Genomic DNA, 21,238 nt, shown 5'->3' with positions numbered 1-21,238 from the left:
AAACGGCATGTCCAGCTCTCCGGCGGGATATGCCGTTTGCCGTTTGACCGCCACCTGCCCTCTGCAGCCCTTGCCCTGCGGCTTCTGTTTTTGTCCGTGGTGCGGATTTTTGTTATACTGGTAGCAAAAAAGTACGGAGGGCGTGTAATCGTGTCAGATACGTTGGGAAGCCGCATCCACAAACTCCGTCTGGAGAAGGGGTACTCTCTGTCCGAGCTCGCGGATAAGGCGGATGTAGCGAAATCATACCTCAGTAATGTGGAACGGAATATTCAATCGAACCCCTCTATTCAATTCATTGAGAAGATCGCCGATGCGCTTCAGGTATCTATTCACACCGTATTGTATGGCACGCCGGTGGAGGCTGAGGAGCCGGCGCTGGACGGGGAATGGTTCAGGCTCGTTCAGGAAGCAATGGCTTCCGGAATCAGCAAGCGCGAGTTCAAGGAATTCCTCGATTATCAGAAATGGCGCATGGAGCAAAAGGATCACTAGATGCGGCAGTTTGCCGCAGGAAGGCCAGCCGGGAAGGCCGCTTTCAGCGACAACACCTCCCTGCCGCGCATACAGCAAAGGCACAGCGTACGTTACGCTGTGCCTTTGCTGTATGTATCCCCATATGATGACCGTCCTACATCGCCTGGAGTGCCTTCTCGCTTAAGAAACGGCGGATCTCCTCCGCCTGAATCCCTGCCTCACGGGCAGACATCAGCAAGTACACCCATTCTAAATCCAAATCAACTGCCCGCAGCTCGTCATTCCCCTGGTTGGACTTATCCAAGAAATCTCCTCCTAGAATTTGCGCGTCCCCAGGCAGTCCGGCCATCATAGTATTTCTACTTTAGATCCGAGACTTTGTGCCCCTGTCTTTCGGCAGGTTTACCCTTAACTGGACCCTTTACATGAAAGGATCTGGCATGAATACATGAAACCGCTCTTACGCAACTACATTATACAAGATCATACGCAAATAGTGTGTCGATTTCTGGAATTTTTTTATGTGAAGTTGTGAAGAACCTTAGCTGAAATTGCCATTGGCTTGTATAAATATTTCCAAATCCCGTTCAAAGGTCCGGCAGCAGGGTACATATACTTATGAGAATCTTTTTCCGCTTTGGGACAATATATATAGAAACAATTACCCATTTCCCCAAAAATCAAACATCTAAAAGGTTATTTATTCATATTTCATCGATATGTCTAAACATATAGGGAAGCCCCCTCGGGGCGGAGAAGGCTATACGCAATTTATTGATGATAGTTGCGTATGAATTCTATGATGAATCATACCTTTTTGCGAACGGATTGGAACAAAGTATGAATTGATTACCCTGCCGGAAAGTAGCACAATAAGGTGAGAATGAAACCGCAAACATTGTAACTCCGCCAAGTGGCACTCTTGTCTGCCCGATGTGGAGTTTATCCGTTAGGAGGACCTATTCATGGCAATCAAAGAGCCCTATAGCGACACGGTTTGGAGTAAATATTACGGCCCCAACCTGGGCTACATCCAGGAGAGATATGACCAGTTTGTCAAGGACCCTTCCTCTGTCGAACAACATTACCGCGATCTGTTCACGGTATCCGGCCCGCCGCCTCTGGCCCCGGATGCAGAGAGAACGCCGGCTCCGGCGGTTACAGCCGATGCCAACTGGCTGAAGAAGGCCGTTAAGGCCTCGAAGCTGATCGCCAATATTCGTATATATGGCCATATGGCCGCCAACATTGACCCGCTGGAGCGCAGCAGCAACCCGATGGCCAAGTGGCTGGAGCTGGAGACTTACGAGCTTACCCGCGAGGACCTTAACGCTATGCCTGCCTCCCTCATCTGGGACAACGCCCCTGAGGATGTACGGACTGCGATGGATGCTGTCCACAGAATGCGCCAGGCCTATACGCAGACTATTGCTTATGAATTCGGGCATGTGCATGATGAACGCGAGCTGCGCTGGCTGAACAGCCAGGCGGAGTCGATGACCTCCCCTGCCCCGCTGAACAATGAAGAGCGCAAAGAGCTGCTGAAGCGGCTGGTGCAGGTGGAGCATTTCGAGACCTTCCTGCACAAGACCTTCGTCGGCCAGAAGCGGTTCAGCATAGAGGGCAACGATGCGCTTGTGCCGATGCTGGATGAGATCGTGCGGGCCGCCGCCCATGACGGCGCAGAGCATATCCTGATGGGGATGGCTCACCGCGGCCGGCTCAATGTGCTGGCGCATATTCTGGGCAAGCCCTATGATATTATTTTCTCGGAATTCCATCATTCGCCGAATAAGGAGCTGTTCCCTTCTGAAGGCTCCATGGGGATCAACTACGGCTGGACCGGCGATGTGAAATACCATCTTGGCGCTGACCGCGCCGTCCGCCAGGGCGAAACGGTACGCACCCGGATTACACTGGCCAACAACCCGAGTCACCTTGAATTCGTCAATCCGGTAGTCGAAGGCTTCACGCGCGCTGCCCAGGAGGAGCGTCACACTCCGGGTCTGCCGAAGCTGGACACGAACAAAGCGGTGGCTGTGCTGATGCACGGCGATGCCGCCTTCCCGGGCGAGGGCATTGTGGCGGAGACGCTGAATATCGGCAAGCTTACCGGATATCAGAACGGCGGGACTGTGCATATCATCGTCAACAACCGGATCGGCTTCACTACAGAGAGCGAGGATTCCCGTTCCACCCACTATGCCAGTGACCTGGCCAAGGGCTACGAGATTCCGGTCGTGCATGTCAATGCTGATGATCCCGAGGCCTGCATTGCTGCTGTCCGTCTGGCCAGCGCTTACCGCCATATGTTCAAGAAGGACTTCCTGATTGACCTGATCGGCTACCGCCGTCACGGCCATAATGAGATGGATGATCCCGATACAACCCAGCCCGTAGTCTACGGCAAGGTGCGTAACCATCCTACCGTCTACCGTCTGTATGCCGAACGTCTCCAGCGCGAGAAGGTAGTGACTGAGGATGAGGTCAAAGCCATGATTGCCGAGACCGAGAGTGTGCTGCAGAAGGCGTTCGAGCAGATGAAAGAAGGCAAACAGAAAGGCGCAGAGTCCAAGACCGCTGTAGCGCTGGAATCCGACCTTCCTCCTAAGCGCCCGACCGCCTTCCCGCTCGCCGGTCTGCAGGAAATCAACCGCGAGCTGCTGCGTGTACCGTCCGGCTTCAAGGTCTATCCGAAGCTGGAACGGATTCTGCAGCGCCGCAAGGATGCGCTGAATGACGGGGAACGTGTGGACTGGGCGCTGGCGGAGACCCTTGCCTTCGCTACCATCCTGAAGGACGGCACTCCGATCCGCCTCAGCGGCCAGGATTCCCAGCGCGGCACCTTCGCGCACCGCCATCTGGTGCTGCATGACAGCGAGAACGGCGAGCTCTATTCGCCGCTGCACCAGATCAGTGATTCCCGCGCCTCCTTCGGCGTCTATAACAGTCCGCTGTCGGAAGCTTCGGTGCTCGGATTCGAATACGGGTACAACGTATTCGCACCGGAGACCTTCGTCATCTGGGAAGCGCAATACGGCGACTTCGCTAACGCCGCCCAGGTCATTATTGACCAGTTCATCTCGGCCGGACGGGCGAAGTGGACACAGCGCAGCAATCTCACGATCCTGCTGCCTCACGGCTATGAAGGCCAGGGACCGGAGCACTCCAGCGGCCGGCTGGAACGGTTCCTCCAGCTCTCCGCCGAGGAGAACTGGACCGTTGCCAACCTGACCACCGCCGCCCAGTACTTCCACCTGCTCCGCCGCCAGGCTGCACTCTGCGGGCAGGCGGATGCCCGGCCGCTGGTGATCATGGCGCCGAAGAGCCTGATCCGCAACCCGCGCAGCACCTCGCCGGGTGCAGACCTCGCCTCCGGCAGCTTCCAGCCGGTGCTTCCTGAGCCGCTGCTGGGCAGCAAGCCGGAAGAGGTGAAGCGTCTGGTCGTGTGCAGCGGCAAGGTTGCCATTGACCTGCAGACCGAGCTTGAGGCCGGGCGCGGTACAGACTGGTCCGGACTGCATATTCTCCGTATGGAGCAGCTCTATCCCTTCCCGGAACGGGAGCTTGCTGCACAGCTTAGCTCACTCCGCTCGCTGGAGGAGATTGTGTGGGTGCAGGAGGAGCCGAAGAATATGGGCGGCTGGACGTACGCCGAATCCCGGCTCCGCGCCATTGCGCCGCAGAACGTGTCCGTCCAGTATATCGGCCGTCCGGAGCGTTCCAGCCCGGCCAGCGGCTATGCGGAGGTTCACACCTACGAGCAGCGGCGGATAGTCAGGGAAGCCCTGAAGCTAGGTACTCAAGTGCAAGCGCCAGTGCCGTCCTCCTGATTGCAGCAGGACGGTCTCACGATCATACAATCCACTATATTTGGGGAGGTAACGGCCTGTGTCCGAAATTAAAGTACCCGATCTGGGCGAATCCATTTCCGAGGGAACGATCTACAAATGGCTGGTGAAAGAGGGCGACACTGTCGGCCAGGGGGATGTGCTTGCCGAGCTTGAGACCGACAAGGTCAATCTGGAGATCAGTGCGGAGGAGGACGGCGTCATCTCCTCCATCCTCCGCCAGGCGGGCGATAACGTTGCCGTTGGCGAAGCCATCGGCATCATCGACACCGCCGCCGGGGCGGCTGCGGCCGCTGGCGGCAGCCAGCCGGGCGCGGCCGGCGCATCGCAGGGCGGCAGCGCGCCTGCCGCTGCCGAGCCTGCGCCAGCAGCAGCTGCACCCGCTGCTGCGGCCCCTGTTGCCGCCGAAGGTGCGGCGGCAGACGGCGCTGCGGCCCTGGCTTCGCCGGGGGCGCGCAAGCTGGCCCGGGAGCGGGGCATCGACCTCGGCGAGGTCACTGCCCGCGACCCTATCGGCCGGATCGGTCAGGCCGATGTGAATGGCCATGGCGCAGCAGCGCCGCAGGAGGCTGCGCCAGCGGCTCCGGCGGCGGCCCGGCCGGAGCCGGCGAAGCCGTCGGCAGCGGCAGGCAAGGCGCCGCACGCCGAGGACGGCAAAGCGACCGAGCGCAAGCGCATGTCGCGGCGGCGGCTGACGATTGCCAGCCGCCTGGTCGAAGCGCAGCAGACGGCAGCGATGCTGACCACCTTCAACGAGGTGGACATGACCGCGATTCTCGACATCCGCAAACGCCGCAAGGATGCCTTCAAAGAGAAGCACGAAGTCGGACTCGGCTTCATGTCCTTCTTCACCAAGGCCGTCATCGGCGCGCTGAAGGCGTATCCGATGCTCAATGCTGAGATCGACGGTGAAGATCTCCTGCTGAAGAAGTATTACGACATCGGCATTGCCGTCGCCGCCAAGGAAGGCCTGGTCGTGCCGGTCGTCCGCGATGCGGACCGGCTGAGCTTCCCTGAGATTGAGCGCCGCATTGGCGAGCTGGCCTCCAAGGCGCGGGCCAACACGCTCAGCCTGCCGGAGCTGCAGGGCGGAACCTTCACGATCACGAACGGCGGTGTGTTCGGGTCCCTGCTGTCCACACCAATTCTCAACACCCCGCAGGTCGGTATTCTCGGAATGCACAAAATCCAGCTGCGCCCGATCGCGCTGGATGAGGAGCGTACCGTCAACCGCCCGATGATGTACATTGCCTTATCGTACGATCACCGGATCGTGGACGGCTCCGAAGCAGTCAGCTTCCTGGTCAAGGTCAAGGAGCTGCTGGAAGACCCAGAGTCGCTGCTGCTGGAAGGCTAACTCACCAGCCCCACCGCACTCCAACTATTTATCTGATGAACACCAAGGCATCCGCTGGAGCGTAACCCTATGCTTCTCGGATGCCTTTTTAGTCCTATCCGCTGCCCCGCCTCTTCCTCTTCCTCTTCCTCTTCCTCTTCCTCCGCCATCCCCGCTCATACCACCATCCTCCTGTTTTCGGCAGCCACCCTCGATGTTGCCCATTGTAGTCGGTTTTTCAAATACATTCTGCCTACACACCCTCAACGTGCCCATTGTGGTCGGTTTTCCGATTACATTCAGCCCTCGCGCCATCGTCGTGACCATTGTAATCGGTTTTTCGATTACATTCTGCCTACGCACCCTCAACGTGCCTATTGCATGCTGTTTTTCGCATACATTTAGCCCGCGTGCCTTTCGCGAGTCCATTGTATACTGTTTTTCGCATACATCTGGCCCGCGCCCCCACGTAACGCCGAATGTGTTCGGTTTTCCGCTTACATCATCACTCCCCCCAAAATGAAAAAGAGACATCCCCAACCGCTTACGCAAGCGCATGAACGTCTCTTCTCCAAGCCAATCTCTTTGTCTCTTTCTCTAAGCCCGATGATGATGCCGCACGGATGGTATATAATGGACTGATTAGGTACAGCGCTAAGGAATAACGCCTGCCTGTATCCCATCATTCTGCGCTAAGAAAGAGGTGCCAAATATGCAGCTCCATAATGAATCGGACATTCTCCGGGTGGTGAAGGAGGATGCCTGGATGATGGAAATTCTGGCCTCAGCCGCAACGCTGCAACTGCCGGACTGGTGGGTATGCGCCGGATTTGTGCGCTCCAAGATCTGGGATGTGCAGCACGGATATACGGAGCGGACCCCGCTTCAGGATATTGATGTTATCTACTATGACCGCAGCGAGCTGCGCCCGGAAGCGGATGAAGCCCTGGAGGCCCGCCTCAAGCAGCAGCATCCCGGAATCCCCTGGTCGGTCAAGAACCAGGCCCGGATGCATAAGGTCAATGACCTGAAGCCTTACCGGTCGTCTACGGATGCCATGTCCAAGTTCCCGGAGACGGCGACAGCACTGGGCCTCTCCCTCCGTGAAGACGGCGAAGTGATTCTGGCAGCTCCCCATGGCGTAGAGGATGCGCTTCAGCTGGTGGTGCGGCCCACGCCTTACTTCGCAGCCAATCCGCAGCTCTGGCCAGTCTATGAGAAGAGGATTGCCCGTAAGAACTGGCATAGCATCTGGACAGGTCTGCAGATATTGCCGGCAGGGAAGCGTTAGCGGCCGGTCACTGCTATGATGTGCAGTCACATATTATGTGCAGTCACATATTATGTGCAGTCACATATTATGTGCAGTCACAGCCGTGACTGCCGCTGTCCTGTGCAAACAAAAAGCAGGCTGTTCCCGCCGGGGATAGCCTGCTTTTTGTCCTGCTCCTTGTACAGCAGCCATATTGTATCTTCACACCGCCAGATCAATTCCCACCACACCGACGATCTCTCCGTGTTCGTCCTTGATCGCTCTGGAGAGGGTGATGCAGGAGCGTTTCGTAATCGCCGATACATACGGCTGGGATACGAACTCTCCTTCCTGCATCGCTCCGTTCCACCAGTCACGGCGCTTCGCATTCAGCAGTCCGGCCGCAGGCTCGGAGTAGATGAATGTACCGTCTGTCCGGTTCGACCAGATCGCCTGCACATCCGGCACCTGACGCATACACGCTGTCAGCACTCTGCCATGGACATCCGCATCTGCTTCTGGATTGTACATCTCCGGCCGGCCCGTAATGTCCTGAAGCAAGGTCTGCATCTCCCGGAGCCGTTCCGTGTATTGGCTCATCTCGATGGCTCCGCTTCCGGCAATGCCGTTCACTGAATGCTGCAAGGCCTGGGATTCGAGCAGCAGGCTGGCGCTGATCCCGTTAAGCTGCCCGATCTGTGTCCGCTGGAGCGTGACCTGCTCCAGAGTCAGATCGACGCCGGCAATCGTCTCATTGACAATCCCCACCGCGCCGCTCAGCTCGCCGGTCATCTCCTCAATCAGCCGGCTCTGCCGCTCTGCCGCTGCTGCCGATTCCGTCACCACGGTGCCTACCTCTTCAACCCGGGCCGCGATCTCCCCAAGGCGCTGCTTGACGGTAGTCACTTCGTTCACACCATGATCCACCGCCGCCTGCTCCTTCGTGACCGAATCCAGCACCTCTCGCATGCCGCGGTTGAGATCAAGCAGCACAGCTGAGGAGCGCTCTACCGAGTCACGGCTCTGATCGGCAAGCTGTCTGATCCGTCCGGCCACGACCGCGAAGCCCCGGCCTGACTCCCCCGCCCGCGCGGCCTCAATAGAGGCATTAAGGGCCAGCAGCGAGGTCTCGTTGCCGATGCCGACAATCAGGGAGTTCATCTCCTCGACCATGGCAATATGCCCGCTTAATGCGGTGAATTTGTCCTGCATATCTCCGCTTCTCTCCTGGAGCTCCTCCATGACCTCATCCGTATTCTTCAGGGAATCCACCATCTCAGCCATTCCCGCACGCGCCGCCTGCATGACTGTATCCAGTCTTCCGGCCAGCTCTTCAATCTGTCCGGTCACTGCCGCAACTCCGCCCATCCTGGCAAAAGCGCCCTCAATATTCGCCTTCGCCTCATTGCTGCGGACCTGCAGGTCCACCTCATAGGCATGGGAATAATCTGCGGTCTGCTGCAGCCCTTCAGTGTGGCGGGTAATCTCCTCCAGCGCGCCATGCAGCCGGTCTGCGGTAACCACAATCTCATTGCCGAGCTGCTCCACCCTGCCCTTGGAATCCGCAAGCTCCCGGATACTCTGCGCCCCGCGGCGCCAGTTGTCCAGCACGAATCCGGCAAGCGCCGCCGCCAGCAGCAGATAGACCAGCTTATGCATCCAATACATCTCAAGCCACGAGCCGTATAGACCTACACACAGCAGCAGAACAATGGTTACAGCAGCCTTCCCCCGGTGAATTCCCATCCTGTACGCTCACTCCACTCTATCATGTTATGTATTCTAACATTATATCAGCAGAGTTAAATTAAGGAAACTATTTTTATGCAGCCATCATTCTACAATATTCTTCAAACGTAACTGCTCCCGTAATGACACCAAGCTCTCCGCCACCGTGTGATGAGCCGTGTCGATCACGATGTGATCATTGTCCCAGGCCTCGTAATACCTGTTCTTCACATCCTCCCAAGCCGGCAGTGTGAAGCCTGGAATATCTGTTGTCCGCGTGTTGATACGTTCCTTGTGCTCCTGTTCGTCTGAGCAGACCACCTCGATCTCGGCATACGGCAGACCAAGAGACTCCGCTACGTTACGCCAAGCCTGGCGTGTATAGCCGATAGGATTGACCGTGTCAGCGATCACATCCAGACCTATAAGGAGATTCTGCCGCGCTATCTCGTAACAAATGATATAACCCTCAGGTCCCTTAACCTCCCTCCCGGCAACGCGCATAGCCTGTTCTACGACATCAACCCGCAGATACGGTGCCTGAAGTTCTCTTGCCAGAGCTGATGATAACGTAGACTTACCGGTTCCCGGCAATCCGCCAAAGATATACAGCATCTTCTCACTCTCCTTCGGGATATAGGTTCAGGAATACCGTATAGCATGCAGAGCAGATTCGCCTATGCTCGTTCGGCTGTTTGCGCCGCCGGAGCTGCTGCTCCCCGGTTCGCCATTATCGCCCGGGCGATCCAGACGCCGGCTGCTCCGGCCTGCGCCAGGCCCCGGGTAATGCCGGCACCATCCCCGCCGCAGTAGAGCCCGGAGATTTCGGTCTCGAATTGTTCGTTCAGCTTCGGCCGGGCGGAGTAGAACTTCGCCTCCACGCCGTAGAACAGCGTGTGCTCGGAAGCAATCCCCGGTGTCACCTTCTCCAGAGCTTCAACCATCTCAATCAGACTCTTCATGGTGATGTACGGCAGGACCAATCCCAGATCACCCGGCACCGCTTCCTTCAGTGTAGGCTCCAGGAACCCTTCCTTTATCCGTGTCTCCGTAGACCGGCGGCCGCGAAGGATATCCCCGTACTTCTGCACAATGACTCCGCCGCCCGACAGATCGTTGGCCCGCTTGCAGATTTCCCTCGCGTATTCATTCGGCTTATCGAACGGCTCGGTGAAGGTGTGAGAGACCAGCAGCGCAAAGTTGGTATTCTTTGAGCCCAGCGCAGGGTCCTTATAGGAGTGGCCGTTCGCCGCCATCACCCCGCTGTGGTTCTCCACCACCACATGACCGGAAGGATTGCTGCAGAAGGTACGGACCCGCGTGCCCACTGAGGTATTGAAGATGAATTTGCCCTCATACAGATGCTCATTGATCTCCCGCATCACCACATCCGAGGTCTCCACGCGCACCCCTACATCAACCTGGTTATTGTACATTTTGAGCCTGCGCTTCTTCAGCACTTCAGTCAGCCAGGCCGAGCCGTCCCGTCCGGGGGCGATCATCACCTGCCTTGCTTCATAGCTCTCCCCGTTCTTCAGCGTAATGCCTGTAATGCGGTGGCCGCCATCCTCCTTCACGGTCACAATATCCTCTACCTCTGATTTATACAACATATCAATGCGTGTCTTCAAATATTCATAGATGGATTTCAGGATCTCCAGGTTCTGCTCGGTGCCTAAGTGGCGGACCTGTGCCCGCAGCAGCTTCAGACCGGCAGCATACCCCCGCTGCTCAATACCGCGGATACTCTCTGTCGTCGGATCGGTAATTGCCGGTGTCGCCCCATGCTCCAGGTTAATGCGGTCCACATACTCGATCAGCTCCGTCACCTTGGAGGGAGGCAGATAATCCGTCATCCAGCCGCCGAATTCCGTGGTGATGTTGAATTTGCCGTCACTGTACGCGCCCGCGCCGCCGAAGCCCGCAGTAATGGAGCAGGCCGGCAGACAACCCGCGAATTCCTTGCGGCCGGAGGCCGGCGGGCAGAGCTGGATTTTCTCCTCCAGAATCGGACAGCGGCGGCGGTAAATATCATGGCCCTTATCCACCAGCAGGATCTTCAGCTCAGGCGCCTTAAGCGTCAATTCATAACAGGCGAAGATGCCGGCCGGACCGGCTCCCACAACAATCACATCGTATTTATTCATAGCTTCTTATGTTCCTCCCGGGGTGAAACGGCTTCGTCCCTGATTCTCAGCAGTCTGAAGCGTTCCAGTGATAGATAAATATCATTTCACTTACAATCACAACAAAAAATCCCGACCACTTATAGGTATGCAAAATGCACCCTATTCGTAGTCAGGAATTTACGGTCCCCTGTAGAAACCCTCAAACCTTATCATTGAGGATATACGAACAGCTGCGCCCGAACTTCCGGGGCAATTGGAATTCTACAGAATTTATGCGAATGTGTCAATGATAAATACACCGAATAATTCGCTTTTAGACTATTTATTCTGCAATACATTAAGACCAAAGCTAACAATCTTCACAAAACACGAACATTACCCCAATTCGACTCCTCACCCCGAACTATGAAGGAAAATACAGATTTTTGTCGAATATAGTTAAGTATATTGTCACTGGAAAACGGAAAAGAGGAACATCAAATGCATATCCCGCCGCCAACTCCCCGTCAACTGCACTGGAACCGTATGCTCCTGAATGCGTTTTGGGTGGTGTTCCTGGTCTATCTGACAACCCAGCTCTATGTGGCTGTAGCGATGGATACCCGACCGGCCTCGTTCTCCAGCACCGATTATCTCATCCGGCATATTGCAATTCCTGACTCCATTCTATTGGCTCTTCTGCTGATTCTGGAAGTTATCCATAGATGTAAGCCGTTGTTATCCGAAATATCGATCATTCTTACAAGCCATCTGTTCGGGTTATTGATTATAATGAATCTTAGTCCGGACTATCATGTGAAGCCGCTCATAATGGTACTGCCGATGCTGGTCTCCATGATCTGTCTGAAGGTGAACTATCTCAAAGTTTCTTCGGTGATCTGCCTGCTCTACGTGAGCATTCTGTTCCTTAATACCTCGATCTACGATTACACGCTGCGTGTCCAGAACATCATCATTACGCTGATTTTCGCCGGAACGGCTCTGGCCGGGTTCGGGGTTATTGCCCGCGGCCGTAATCTCATGCAGTCGCTGGAGAATTCGGTTAAGGCAGAGCAGGATCTGCGTATTCAGAATATTATTATGGACCGTCTGTCCAAAATCGACCCGTTGACCGACCTGTACAACCATAAGACCTTCCATGAATATCTGGGCTGGCTGATCGACCATCAGCAGAGCAATCCTTTTCCCATGCAGCTGGCGATTGTGGACATCGATAATTTCAAAAAAGTCAATGACCAGTACGGACACTGGGTCGGGGATATTGTGCTGAAGCAGGTGGCGTCCGTCATGCTGGAGCATATAGGAACCGATGACTTCGCCGCCCGCTACGGCGGGGAGGAATTCGCCATTATCCTGACCGCCAAGCCCCTGGAGGAATCCCGGCAGATCATGGAGCGCATACGCAGCGGCATTGCCCGTCTACCGGTCAGGGAAATGGATCATCAGCCGGTTACCGTCAGCATCGGAATGCATGACTACCAAGGCAGTGATTCCAAGACCACTACCTTCCAGCAGGCGGACGATGCCCTGTACCAGGCCAAGAAGACCGGCAAGAACAGGATGGTAATTCTGTAAGCCCTCTATTCCCGGTCCTCTGCCTGATCTCTTTCCTGGGGAACAAGCATACCAATGACCTCGTGCTGCGGCACCGGCCGGCTGATCAGATAGCCTTGCACCTTATCACAATCGGAGGCCTTCAGGAAGTCCAGCTGCGCTTCATCCTCGACGCCTTCGGCCACCACATCCAGGCCCATCTTGTGCCCCAGGACAATAATCATCTGGACAAAAGCTTCGCTGTAGGCCTTATCCGCCAGGGAGTCGATAAAGATTTTATCCATTTTGAGCGTGGAGATGGGCAGCTGCTGCAGATAACTGAGCGAGGAATAGCCCGTCCCGAAATCATCCAGAGCAATCCGGATGCCGCGGACCTTGAGGGCCTCCAGCTTGCCGACCGTACTCACGAATGACTCCATGAATATGGATTCGGTAATCTCCAGCTCCAGGCTGCTCGCGGCCAGGCCGCTCTCCTTCAGGCTATCCAGCACCATCTCCACGAAGTCTTCCTGCAGCAGTTGGATAATGGAGATATTCACCGATATCCGGTAAGGGATTCCGGTCAGCCCATGGATGCGGTTCATGAACCTGCAGGCCTCACGCAGCACCCACTCCCCGATATAGATAATCAGCCGGGAATCCTCGGCTACCTTGATGAAAGAGAGCGGCGAGACGAATCCGAGAACCGGGCTGTTCCAGCGTATCAGCGCCTCGAAGCCTGAGATCTGCCCTGTCCCCAGCTCCATCTGCGGCTGATAGTGCAGCTCGAATTCATTATTGTTCATCGCGCTGCGCAGATGCTTCTCAATGTTCATCCGGTCATTGAAGACGGTATGCATCGATTTGTCATACTCGACGTAAGTGCCTTTCCCCTCTTCTTTGGCCCTGTACATCGCCACATCGGCATTCATCAGCATCTCTTCAGTTGTCTCCCCGTCCTCCGGATAATAGGAAATACCGATGCTGGAGGAGACATAGAGATTGCTCTCCCCGATCAGAAAAGACCTGCGGAAGGCACGCATAATCTCCTCCGCCAGCTCCAGCACCTCCTCACGGCCCTTGATGTCCTTGAGGAAGATGACGAACTCGTCTCCGCCGAGACGCGACAGAAGATCCCCCTCGCGCATGACCGATTGAAGGCGCTCGCTGGCTTTGCGGATCAGAATATCGCCGGATTTATGCCCCAACGTGTCATTAATGTACTTGAAATTATCCGTATCCACGAACAGCAGTGCCGCCTTGCCCCCGGGGGTCCGGAAATACTTCTCCATCGTCTCCAGCAGACTGAGGCGGTTCGGGAGATTGCTGAGCGAGTCCACGTAAGCCAGCCGGTGCATATTCTTCTGGTTCTCCAGCAGCATATCATATTGTCCCTCAAGCTCCTGCTGGGTCGCGGTAAGCTGCTCGTAGGTCGCTTCAAGCTCCTGATAGCTGGTGCTCAGATTGAACTCCGCCTGCTTGCGCTTGCTGATATCGATCAGAGAGCCAAGGAACAGGACAATCTGCTGCTTCGGGTCCACGATCGCCTTGCCCCGCACCTCGAACCAGATATAATCCCCCTGCTTCGTTCTCATCCGGTATTCTGTCTCATAGACCGGAGTTAATCCGGTCAGATGCTCCTGTCTTGCAGTGCGCGCCGACTCCTGATCGTCGGGGTGAATAATGCTGAGAACGCCTCCATCGAAGGCGTTGATCTCTTCTTCTGTATACCCCATCACCTCGTACCAGCGGTCCGAGAGCTTGTAGACGCCGCTCTCCCAGTCCAGCTCCCACATATAAGCGCCCGATCCTTCCGAGGCCAGACGGAACCGGCGCTCACTGGCCCCCAGCTTCCTGAACTGGTCCTGCAATTCCACCTCCGTCGCCGACAGCTCCTCATAGGTGGACTCCAGCTCCTCATAGCTAAGCTGAAGCTTAAGCTCATTCTGCTTCCGTTCATCAATATCGATACCCACCAGCACATACAGGTTCTCCGCATCATCATCCATTCCCTTAATCAGGGTGGTGCGGACAGAGAAATAAGGCGCGCCGGGGGAACGGTCGGGAAGCCTCAGCTCTACATTAGTCACATAATCCTGCCGTACCGCCCGGCTAAGGAGGTCCCGAAGCACAGCTGCTCCGCCCTCAAGCCCGCGCAGCTCATCAATACTTACGCCGAGCACCTCTTTCTCCTTCAGTCCGGTCATGGCCTCGGCATACCTGTTGAAGCGCACGGTGCGTTTATCCTCATGCACTGCCCAGACCACCACTCCGGTATTCTCGATCACATCCTTGAAGAACTCCTGCTCCGCGTGAATCGTCCGGCGCAGGCGCCGGATATAGATGCGGAGCAGAATGCCGGCTGTGATGAGCAGAGCGGTTCCAAAGGCAATGCCGGAGATCACCCGGCTGCGCTTCATTGCATTATAGTGATCGGAATGGACGAAGAAATATTGCTGGTATAGCTCCTCAAAAGCCCCCGAGCGTTCCAGGCGCGTTAACCGCGCATTCACATAAGAGACCAGCTCCGGCCTGGACTTGCTGATGCCAAATGCTACATCCCGGGGGTATAAATTACTCATTTTACGTATGATATTTCCGGTTAGCCCCTGTGTAGTAATCAGATAATCCACAACCTCCTGATTCTCGAACAGAAGGTCTATCTCGCCTTGCTCCAGGGCCTTTACCGCTTCCGGTACAGTGGCATACTCTATGTATTCTGAGGGCGGAATGCCCACCTTGCTCTGCAGGATGGTCTCGGCGTGCTGCCCCTTGCCTACACCGATCCTGTACTTGCTTAATGTGTCCAGCTTCACCTCATCCCGGAGCCCCTGACGCGAATAGACGGAGATGTGGCTCTTCAGCACCGGTCTGGAGAACAGGACGCTCTCCTTCCTCTCCTCGCTTACAGCCATAAGCCCGGTGGTGTCAATCGTGCCCTCGGCCAGCTTGCGGTATGTCTCCTCCCATTCTCCGGTGCTGAACCGGACCCGGTATTCCTGCTTCTCAAACACCATACTTGTCAGATCAATGTCGAATCCTGTCAAATAGCCATTCTGTATGTACTTATAGGGCGGATACTCCAGTTCTGCCTGATACTTAATCTCCTGTCTCTCGGCATTAGCGGCAGCGGGGGGCGCCAGTAAGAGCACCATGCTGATGAGAAGCAACAATTGACACCGCTTCATCGCAATTCTCCTTTGTCCAAGTGAAATCGGCTAACGTATGTATACAACCTTATTCGACAAAATATGGTAGGGTTCCTGCATATCCTGCTTCAAATCTGATAAAATGCGCAAATACCGCAGCAACGTTTTCTTTATCACTTCAGAAGCAAAAAATTTTAGATTTATATTGCTTTTTACGGTTAAAATGTGGATAATATCAATAACAGTTGATAATGATTATCATTATTGGATTTCTATCACCCATCCATTTTCTATATTTGAGTTAAAAGGAGACTGAAGACCCATGAACGCAGCCACTACCCGGACCGCCTTGCAGGTTGACGATTATCTGGATCTGCTCAATCTTGCTGTGAAAGTCGGAGATCTGAAATGGCAAAAAGAGATCAAGTCCAGATTGCAATATATTCTCTGCCTGCAAGCCAGATAGTCCATTCCGTGATATAGACGCATCCCTGCGAGGGGGTGCGCTTTTTTTATGCGCTTATGGGCGGATTCAGGTCTTATTAAGGGCAGGTGGCGGAAGCCGCCTTCGGAATGTTTAATGATGTAGTATAATAAACAGCATACTATGAAGAATAGCTTACAGATCGGAGTGTGTCAGATTGAGAAAAATCCTCGCCTTGGTCTTACTGTTGTCGCTGCTATGGATACCCGGGGTCTACGCTGCTGCCGAGGTCCCCGCGCCGCAGGGAGTCGTTACCGATGAAGCCGGGCTGCTGAACTCCCGGCAAATGGATACCCTTACCCGGCTGGCCGATACCGACCGCTACACGTTCCATGTTCTGATTATAGACTCACTGGACGGCGCAGATCCGGCAGACTATGCTGCCGATGTCTATGACACCTGGGGTCTGAAGCCCCGGGACATCCTGCTGCTGATCAGCTACGGAGACCGGCAAACGGAGCTCAGCTTCATTAATCAGGGGCTGCAAGGTGCGCTGGATTCCTGGTCCGCAGAGCAAGGCGGCGGCTCAGGCAGTGCAGCGGTCAGCAGCGTACTGGAGACGTACTTCAACCCGTCTGCCAGAGACGGGGACTTCGCCGGAGCGATCAGCGCGGTGATGAAGGCGCTGGACACGATCGGCAGCAGCGGGCAGAGCGCCGGTATGGACAGCGGGTCCGGCGGTGCCGTGAACGGGGAGACTGGCGGAGTTACGCCGGACACCGGCGGGGCCGGCAGCACTGCGCCAGGGACTGGCGGGTCTGGCAGCACTGCGCCGGAGACCGGCGGGACTACGTCAGGCACTGGCAGCACCGGGACTGGCGTCAACGGGAACGGCAGCGGCCCAAGCCGCGTGAAGTCTCTCCTGCCGCTCGCAGCGGCATTGATCGGAGCTGCTGTGCTGGTTCTGCTGCTCTATGTTGTGATTACCGGCATGCGCCGACGGAAGGCACTTGCTGAGCAGCGGGAGGCGGTTGCGGACCTGCTGGTACGGGCGAACCGTGCGCTTGATTCGCTTCAGTCTTTTCAGGGGATCGTGCAGGGCAAGACCGGAGAGCTGGTCGAAGGCATCTCGAAGCGCCTGACCTCCCGGATGGTAGAGCTGTCTGCGCTGCAGACCGCCGGGCAAGCCCCGCTGCCTGCGTTCTTCCGCTTGTCGGAGCTTAAGATCGCGGCCGAAGAGCTGGAGCGGACAGAAGGTGAGTTCCGCGCTGCGCTTGAGGAAGAGGAGCAGAAGATCGCCATCGTCAGCGAGGCCGACCGGAATGTCAAGCAGGAGATTACAGAGTTGAAGCAGGACGCGCCTGAGCTGATGGAGCAATTGCAGGAAGCGTCGCAGGAGACCGGTTATCCGCTGCAGGAGATTGCCGAAGATCTGCAGGAGCTCGCCGCAGATACCGCCAAGGCAGAGGAGCTTGAGTTATTTGACCCCATTGCTGCCCAGGAGATTACCGCCAAGGCGCAGGAGACGCAGAAGAGAATTGAACAGGATATGCAGGATGTTGAGGTGTATGAAGAGAAGCTGAAGGGCTTTCCCGGCGTACTCGGGACTACCCGCACCCGCATAGCCGGAATGATTGACCAGCACTCCCTGCACAATATGAAGGTGAAGCCGTACGAGCGCCTGGAGCAGGCTGAGTCTGTTGCCCGTTCGCTGGAGGCGCCGCTGCACAGCGGCGATATGGATGAAGTCCGCCGCATCGGGGCGGAGCTGGATGCACTGCTCGTGGAAGCGGTCGCCATGACGGAGCGCCAGGCCACGCTCCGCGCGAATAACCGCAGGGATCTGGAGAACGTGCGCAGCAGATGGGAGCAGCTCACCCAGCGGCGCAAAGGGCTGGAAGGCCTGATCGCGGAGGGGAAGCGCAAGTTCGTCCAGCGGCATCTGGACGAAGCGGAACAGATGCTGGAAGAGGCCGGGGCCGCCCTGCGCCAGGGTGCGGGAGAATTGCCGCAGGTCGAATCGTGGAACAGCGATACGCGTGCCGAATATGACCAGGCGCGCAGCGGACTGGACCAGCTGATTGCCCTGCAGGATGAGACGGAGAGCCGGTTCAACCAGATCAGCAGCAGCCTGGATTCGCTGTATGAGCGGCTGGAGCAGTTGAAAAGACGGTTCGCCGACGGGCAAAGCCGCGTTGATGCCGCATACCGCCTGCTGCAGAGCAGGGGGATCTCTTCCCAGAGCCGCTTCCAGCTCTCCTCACTGCCGGAGTACGCCGTATTGCAGCAAGGTCTATCCTCCAGCCCGTATAATCTGGAGGATCTGGAGGACACAGAGCGTGCCTATGCCTCACAGATCTCTTACTTCGTAGAGGAAGCGAACCGGCTGGTCCGCCAGAAGGAGGCAGCCGAGCGCGCAGCCCGAATGGCCATGCTTCAGGAGCAGGAGCGCAGAGAACAGGAGCGTAAGCGGAATTCCTCCGGGCCGCCTTCTGCGGGCGGCGGCGGCTTCGGCGGCGGCGGGTTTGGCGGCGGTGGCGGGCGTTCCTCCGGCGGTTCCTCCTGGGGCGGCGGAAGCAGCAGCGGCGGACGTTCCTCCGGCGGATCTTCATGGGGCGGCGGTGGCGGTGGCGGAGGCAACTCCGGCAGAAGCTCCGGCGGCTCCAAGTGGTAGCCTGAGGAGTACAGGACGTGAGAAGGATTCAGCCGAAGTTGGGGCTGAATCCTTTTTTTGCGTGGCTGTCTATTCACACTTCATTCGGGGTAGGGTAGCTTTTGTGGAATTTAGGTGTACTAATACTCTTTATTAACTCAATATTCCAACTAATTACGAAATCAAGTGCATTTATGCACCTCATTCCCGCTACTTGCCCAGTTTCGGTAGCCCTGATGATGAACGGATATACAGAACCAGCACCTCCCGCCTGCTAGGATGATTATGTTCCTATTTCTTCGTTAGTTTCCGGGTTGCTTAAGCTCTGCAATGAACTGGATGAACGCTGGAGAGAGATGCAGCTCTTTACGGTAGATCAGTTGAATGTAGAACGGCTCTCTTTGTCCTTTCAGAGGAATGCCGGTCAATGCACCCGTGCGCAGCTCCTCTTCCACCGCATAACGCGGCAGGAATCCCGTTCCCCAGCCGTGCTTCACCGCCTGCTTGATCCCCTCCAGGTTCCCGAACTCCATGCCCTCACGGGCAGTAACGCCGGATTCTCTGAGTACCTGCAGCAATTGCTTCCGGTAGGTGCAGGTATGCTCTGTCAGCACGAGCATCTCTCCCTCCAGCTGCTCCGGGGTAACTTCCTGCCCGGCAGCCAAGGGATGCTGCGGATGGGTTACCACATACAGCGCCTCTTCACGCAGCGGCAGAGTGATTAGCTCCTCCGCTGAATAAGCCGCATCGAAGATCAAGCCGAATTGAACAGACCTGTCCATAACCGCTGTAATGATATCCGCCTCGGAACCGGGCTGCACCCTTAGCTGCATTCCTGGATACTGCTCACGGTAGCGGTGGAGCCGGGGAGGCAGATAGTAGGCGGCCAGTGTCTCAATCGAGCCAATGTTCAGCATTCCCTGGTCCCCGCCCGTAATCACCGCCTTGGCTTCCTCACTCAGCGCCAGCATCTGCCGCGCATACGGGAGCAGATTGCGGCCGGCAAAGGTGGGCACCATCCCCCGGCCTGAACGTTCCAGCAGTGTGGCGCCATACAACGCCTCCAGCTTGGCAATCTGCGCGGTCACACTCGGCTGGGCGTAGCCAAGCTCATCTGCTGCCCGGGTGTAGCTCCCCTTATCCACCACCGTACAAAAGGTCCGTAGATACGTTAACTCCATGCCGTCCTCCTGTATTATCATTATTATCTATATTTATTATTACGAACTATAAATAATTCTAATTATAAATCCTTAGTATACTGAAACCAACCCATCTCAAGGAGGAATTCCCATGAAAACACAGGCAAAATCCCTGGTGCTGGCCGTTCCGGCAGCAGACCCGGCGGAGGCAGCAGCCCACTTCGCAGCCAAAGCAGCTTTCGAGACCGATGTGGCCGATGTCGCTTACGATCTTCGTGAAGGTGTAGCAGCCTTCCGGCTGATCGATGTCCGCGATGCCCGCTCTTACGCTGAAGCCCATCTGCCGGGAGCCCTCTCTCTGCCCTACGGGCGGATACACAATAAATCGCCGGAGCTGTCCAAAGAAGAGGTGCTGGTCGTCTATTGCTGGGGGCCCGCCTGCAACGGGGCCACTGGAGCCGCTGCGCGGCTGGCCGCCCAGGGATATTCGGTTAAGGAGATGCTCGGAGGCATCGAATACTGGCGTAAGGAAGGCGGCACACTGGAAGGCACACTTAAAGAGAACGCCCCCTTATACTGGAACATCTCCGGCGAATCCTTGTAAGCTCTCCAATTCTCTGAGTTTATACTGCCTCCCGTACAAGCAGCAACAGCGCTTCCCCAATTACCGGGGAACCGCTGTTGTGTCTTTATATGGTCCATTGCCGGTCAGTGGGATTCCTCATCCAGGAACGGCTTGTTGACATAATAATACATAACGCCCATCAGCACACCGCCGCCGATGAGATTGCCCAAGGTGACCGGAACCAGATTGTGCACGACGCCTCCCCAGGAGATCGTTCCGGGATGGTCCAGGACAAGGGCAATGGCGAAGGTACACATATTGGCGATGCTGTGCTCATACCCGGAGATGAAGAAGCAGAATACGAAGAGCACCATCGCGAACATTTTGGCTCCGTCATGCTTCATCGACATTGGCACGAAGAAGGCCAGGCAGACGAGCCAGTTACAGAGAATGGCCCGGAAGAACAGCTGCAGCGCCGGGGCTTCCATCTTGTGGGCTACTACATTCAGCAGGAACCCGTTCACCGAGGAATCATAGAACAATCCCGTCAGAAAAATAAGCAGAGCAAACGCTGTAGCTCCAAGGATATTCCCGAGATAGCTGACCACCCACATCCGCACAACCTCGGTCCAGGCCAGCTTGCGTCTGAGCGCCGCGTACGTGTAATAGAATGTGTCTCCGGTGAACAAATCCCCTCCACCATAGGAAATTAGGATGATGGCTGCGCCGAATGTGATCGCAGCCATCGGATAGGTCATCGGCGAGTGTTCCATGTAGAAGAAGTTGCCGGTCTTGAAGGCTACGATAACGCCAAATCCGATAAACATGCTGGCCAGCATGGCTCTGGCAATATACCGCCATACGCTTTGCCGGAAGATCCTTTGTTTCTTCAGTGCCAGCTTCTCAACCTGCAGCAGTGCCTCGTTCTCCACTTGTACCTCCGTATCCGCTTCGTATTTTCAGTGATTATGAGAGGCTGATGTACAGCCTCCAGGTTAT

The 21,238-nt window shown here is 56.2% G+C and carries 15 protein-coding genes and 2 riboswitches; of the genes, 8 read left to right on the top strand and 7 right to left on the bottom strand.

Annotated features, from left to right (window positions below; translation table 11 throughout):
• The first annotated feature begins 150 nt into the window (after window positions 1–150).
• Window positions 151–495, top strand: coding sequence for a helix-turn-helix domain-containing protein (locus tag K1558_RS07260; protein ID WP_238650729.1), 345 nt, complete (start codon window positions 151–153; stop codon window positions 493–495).
• A gap of 136 nt (window positions 496–631) precedes the next feature.
• Here K1558_RS07260 and K1558_RS07255 read toward each other — a convergent pair whose 3' ends face one another.
• The gene (locus tag K1558_RS07255) at window positions 632–781 is read right to left on the bottom strand and encodes an anti-repressor SinI family protein (protein WP_238650728.1); all 150 of its coding nucleotides are present in this window, start codon (window positions 779–781) and stop codon (window positions 632–634) included.
• Window positions 782–809: 28 nt separating this feature from the next.
• Window positions 810–894, bottom strand: a riboswitch (cyclic di-GMP riboswitch).
• Between the two features lie 548 nt (window positions 895–1,442).
• On the opposite strand from K1558_RS07255, the gene K1558_RS07250 reads away from it, so the two are divergent.
• From K1558_RS07250 to K1558_RS07240, 3 genes are all read left to right on the top strand, one after another.
• Window positions 1,443–4,310 (top strand): 2-oxoglutarate dehydrogenase E1 component, encoded by a 2,868-nt coding sequence (locus K1558_RS07250; RefSeq protein WP_238650727.1) that lies wholly within the window; start codon window positions 1,443–1,445, stop codon window positions 4,308–4,310.
• A gap of 58 nt (window positions 4,311–4,368) precedes the next feature.
• Entirely contained in the window at window positions 4,369–5,685 is a 1,317-nt protein-coding gene (gene odhB / locus K1558_RS07245; RefSeq protein WP_238650726.1) for a 2-oxoglutarate dehydrogenase complex dihydrolipoyllysine-residue succinyltransferase, read from the top strand.
• Between the two features lie 691 nt (window positions 5,686–6,376).
• Window positions 6,377–6,955, top strand: coding sequence for a nucleotidyltransferase family protein (locus K1558_RS07240; protein ID WP_238650725.1), 579 nt, complete (start codon window positions 6,377–6,379; stop codon window positions 6,953–6,955).
• 183 nt (window positions 6,956–7,138) lie between these two features.
• On the opposite strand, the gene K1558_RS07235 is transcribed toward K1558_RS07240, so the two are convergent.
• The 3 genes from K1558_RS07235 to K1558_RS07225 all read right to left on the bottom strand — a co-directional run bounded on the left by K1558_RS07235 (window position 7,139) and on the right by K1558_RS07225 (window position 10,791).
• Window positions 7,139–8,662, bottom strand: a complete 1,524-nt coding sequence (locus tag K1558_RS07235) for a methyl-accepting chemotaxis protein (RefSeq protein WP_238650724.1) — start codon at window positions 8,660–8,662, stop codon at window positions 7,139–7,141.
• 87 nt (window positions 8,663–8,749) lie between these two features.
• Window positions 8,750–9,259 (bottom strand): P-loop nucleotide/nucleoside kinase family protein, encoded by a 510-nt coding sequence (locus K1558_RS07230; RefSeq protein ID WP_238650723.1) that lies wholly within the window; start codon window positions 9,257–9,259, stop codon window positions 8,750–8,752.
• Window positions 9,260–9,321: 62 nt separating this feature from the next.
• Entirely contained in the window at window positions 9,322–10,791 is a 1,470-nt protein-coding gene (locus K1558_RS07225; protein ID WP_238650722.1) for an NAD(P)/FAD-dependent oxidoreductase, read from the bottom strand.
• Between the two features lie 128 nt (window positions 10,792–10,919).
• A riboswitch (purine riboswitch) is annotated at window positions 10,920–11,019 on the bottom strand.
• A 234-nt stretch (window positions 11,020–11,253) separates the two neighbouring features.
• Here K1558_RS07225 and K1558_RS07220 point away from each other — a divergent pair.
• Window positions 11,254–12,348, top strand: a complete 1,095-nt coding sequence (locus tag K1558_RS07220; RefSeq protein ID WP_238650721.1) for a GGDEF domain-containing protein — start codon at window positions 11,254–11,256, stop codon at window positions 12,346–12,348.
• A gap of 5 nt (window positions 12,349–12,353) precedes the next feature.
• Here the strand turns inward: K1558_RS07220 and K1558_RS07215 are convergent, their stop codons facing one another.
• The gene (locus K1558_RS07215; RefSeq protein WP_238650720.1) at window positions 12,354–15,494 is read right to left on the bottom strand and encodes an EAL domain-containing protein; all 3,141 of its coding nucleotides are present in this window, start codon (window positions 15,492–15,494) and stop codon (window positions 12,354–12,356) included.
• A gap of 283 nt (window positions 15,495–15,777) precedes the next feature.
• Here K1558_RS07215 and K1558_RS07210 point away from each other — a divergent pair, with 283 nt between their 5' ends.
• Together K1558_RS07210 and K1558_RS07205 are read left to right on the top strand one after the other, a co-directional pair.
• On the top strand, window positions 15,778–15,921 hold the full coding sequence (locus K1558_RS07210; RefSeq protein WP_238650719.1) for a hypothetical protein: 144 nt from the start codon (window positions 15,778–15,780) through the stop codon (window positions 15,919–15,921).
• A gap of 175 nt (window positions 15,922–16,096) precedes the next feature.
• On the top strand, window positions 16,097–18,553 hold the full coding sequence (locus K1558_RS07205; RefSeq protein ID WP_238650718.1) for a TPM domain-containing protein: 2,457 nt from the start codon (window positions 16,097–16,099) through the stop codon (window positions 18,551–18,553).
• A 281-nt stretch (window positions 18,554–18,834) separates the two neighbouring features.
• Here the strand turns inward: K1558_RS07205 and K1558_RS07200 are convergent, their stop codons facing one another.
• Window positions 18,835–19,713, bottom strand: a complete 879-nt coding sequence (locus tag K1558_RS07200; protein WP_238650717.1) for a LysR family transcriptional regulator — start codon at window positions 19,711–19,713, stop codon at window positions 18,835–18,837.
• 112 nt (window positions 19,714–19,825) lie between these two features.
• On the opposite strand from K1558_RS07200, the gene K1558_RS07195 reads away from it, so the two are divergent.
• Entirely contained in the window at window positions 19,826–20,278 is a 453-nt protein-coding gene (locus K1558_RS07195; protein ID WP_238650716.1) for a rhodanese-like domain-containing protein, read from the top strand.
• A 104-nt stretch (window positions 20,279–20,382) separates the two neighbouring features.
• Here the strand turns inward: K1558_RS07195 and K1558_RS07190 are convergent, their stop codons facing one another.
• Window positions 20,383–21,171, bottom strand: coding sequence for a formate/nitrite transporter family protein (locus tag K1558_RS07190; protein WP_238650715.1), 789 nt, complete (start codon window positions 21,169–21,171; stop codon window positions 20,383–20,385).
• Window positions 21,172–21,238: the final 67 nt, after the last annotated feature.

The organism is Paenibacillus piscarius, from assembly GCF_022234545.1.
GTDB classification, from domain to species: Bacteria; Bacillota; Bacilli; order Paenibacillales; family Paenibacillaceae; genus Paenibacillus_AQ; species Paenibacillus_AQ piscarius.
Note: the sequence above shows the minus strand (reverse complement) of the source record. Positions and strands in the feature narration are given on the sequence as shown.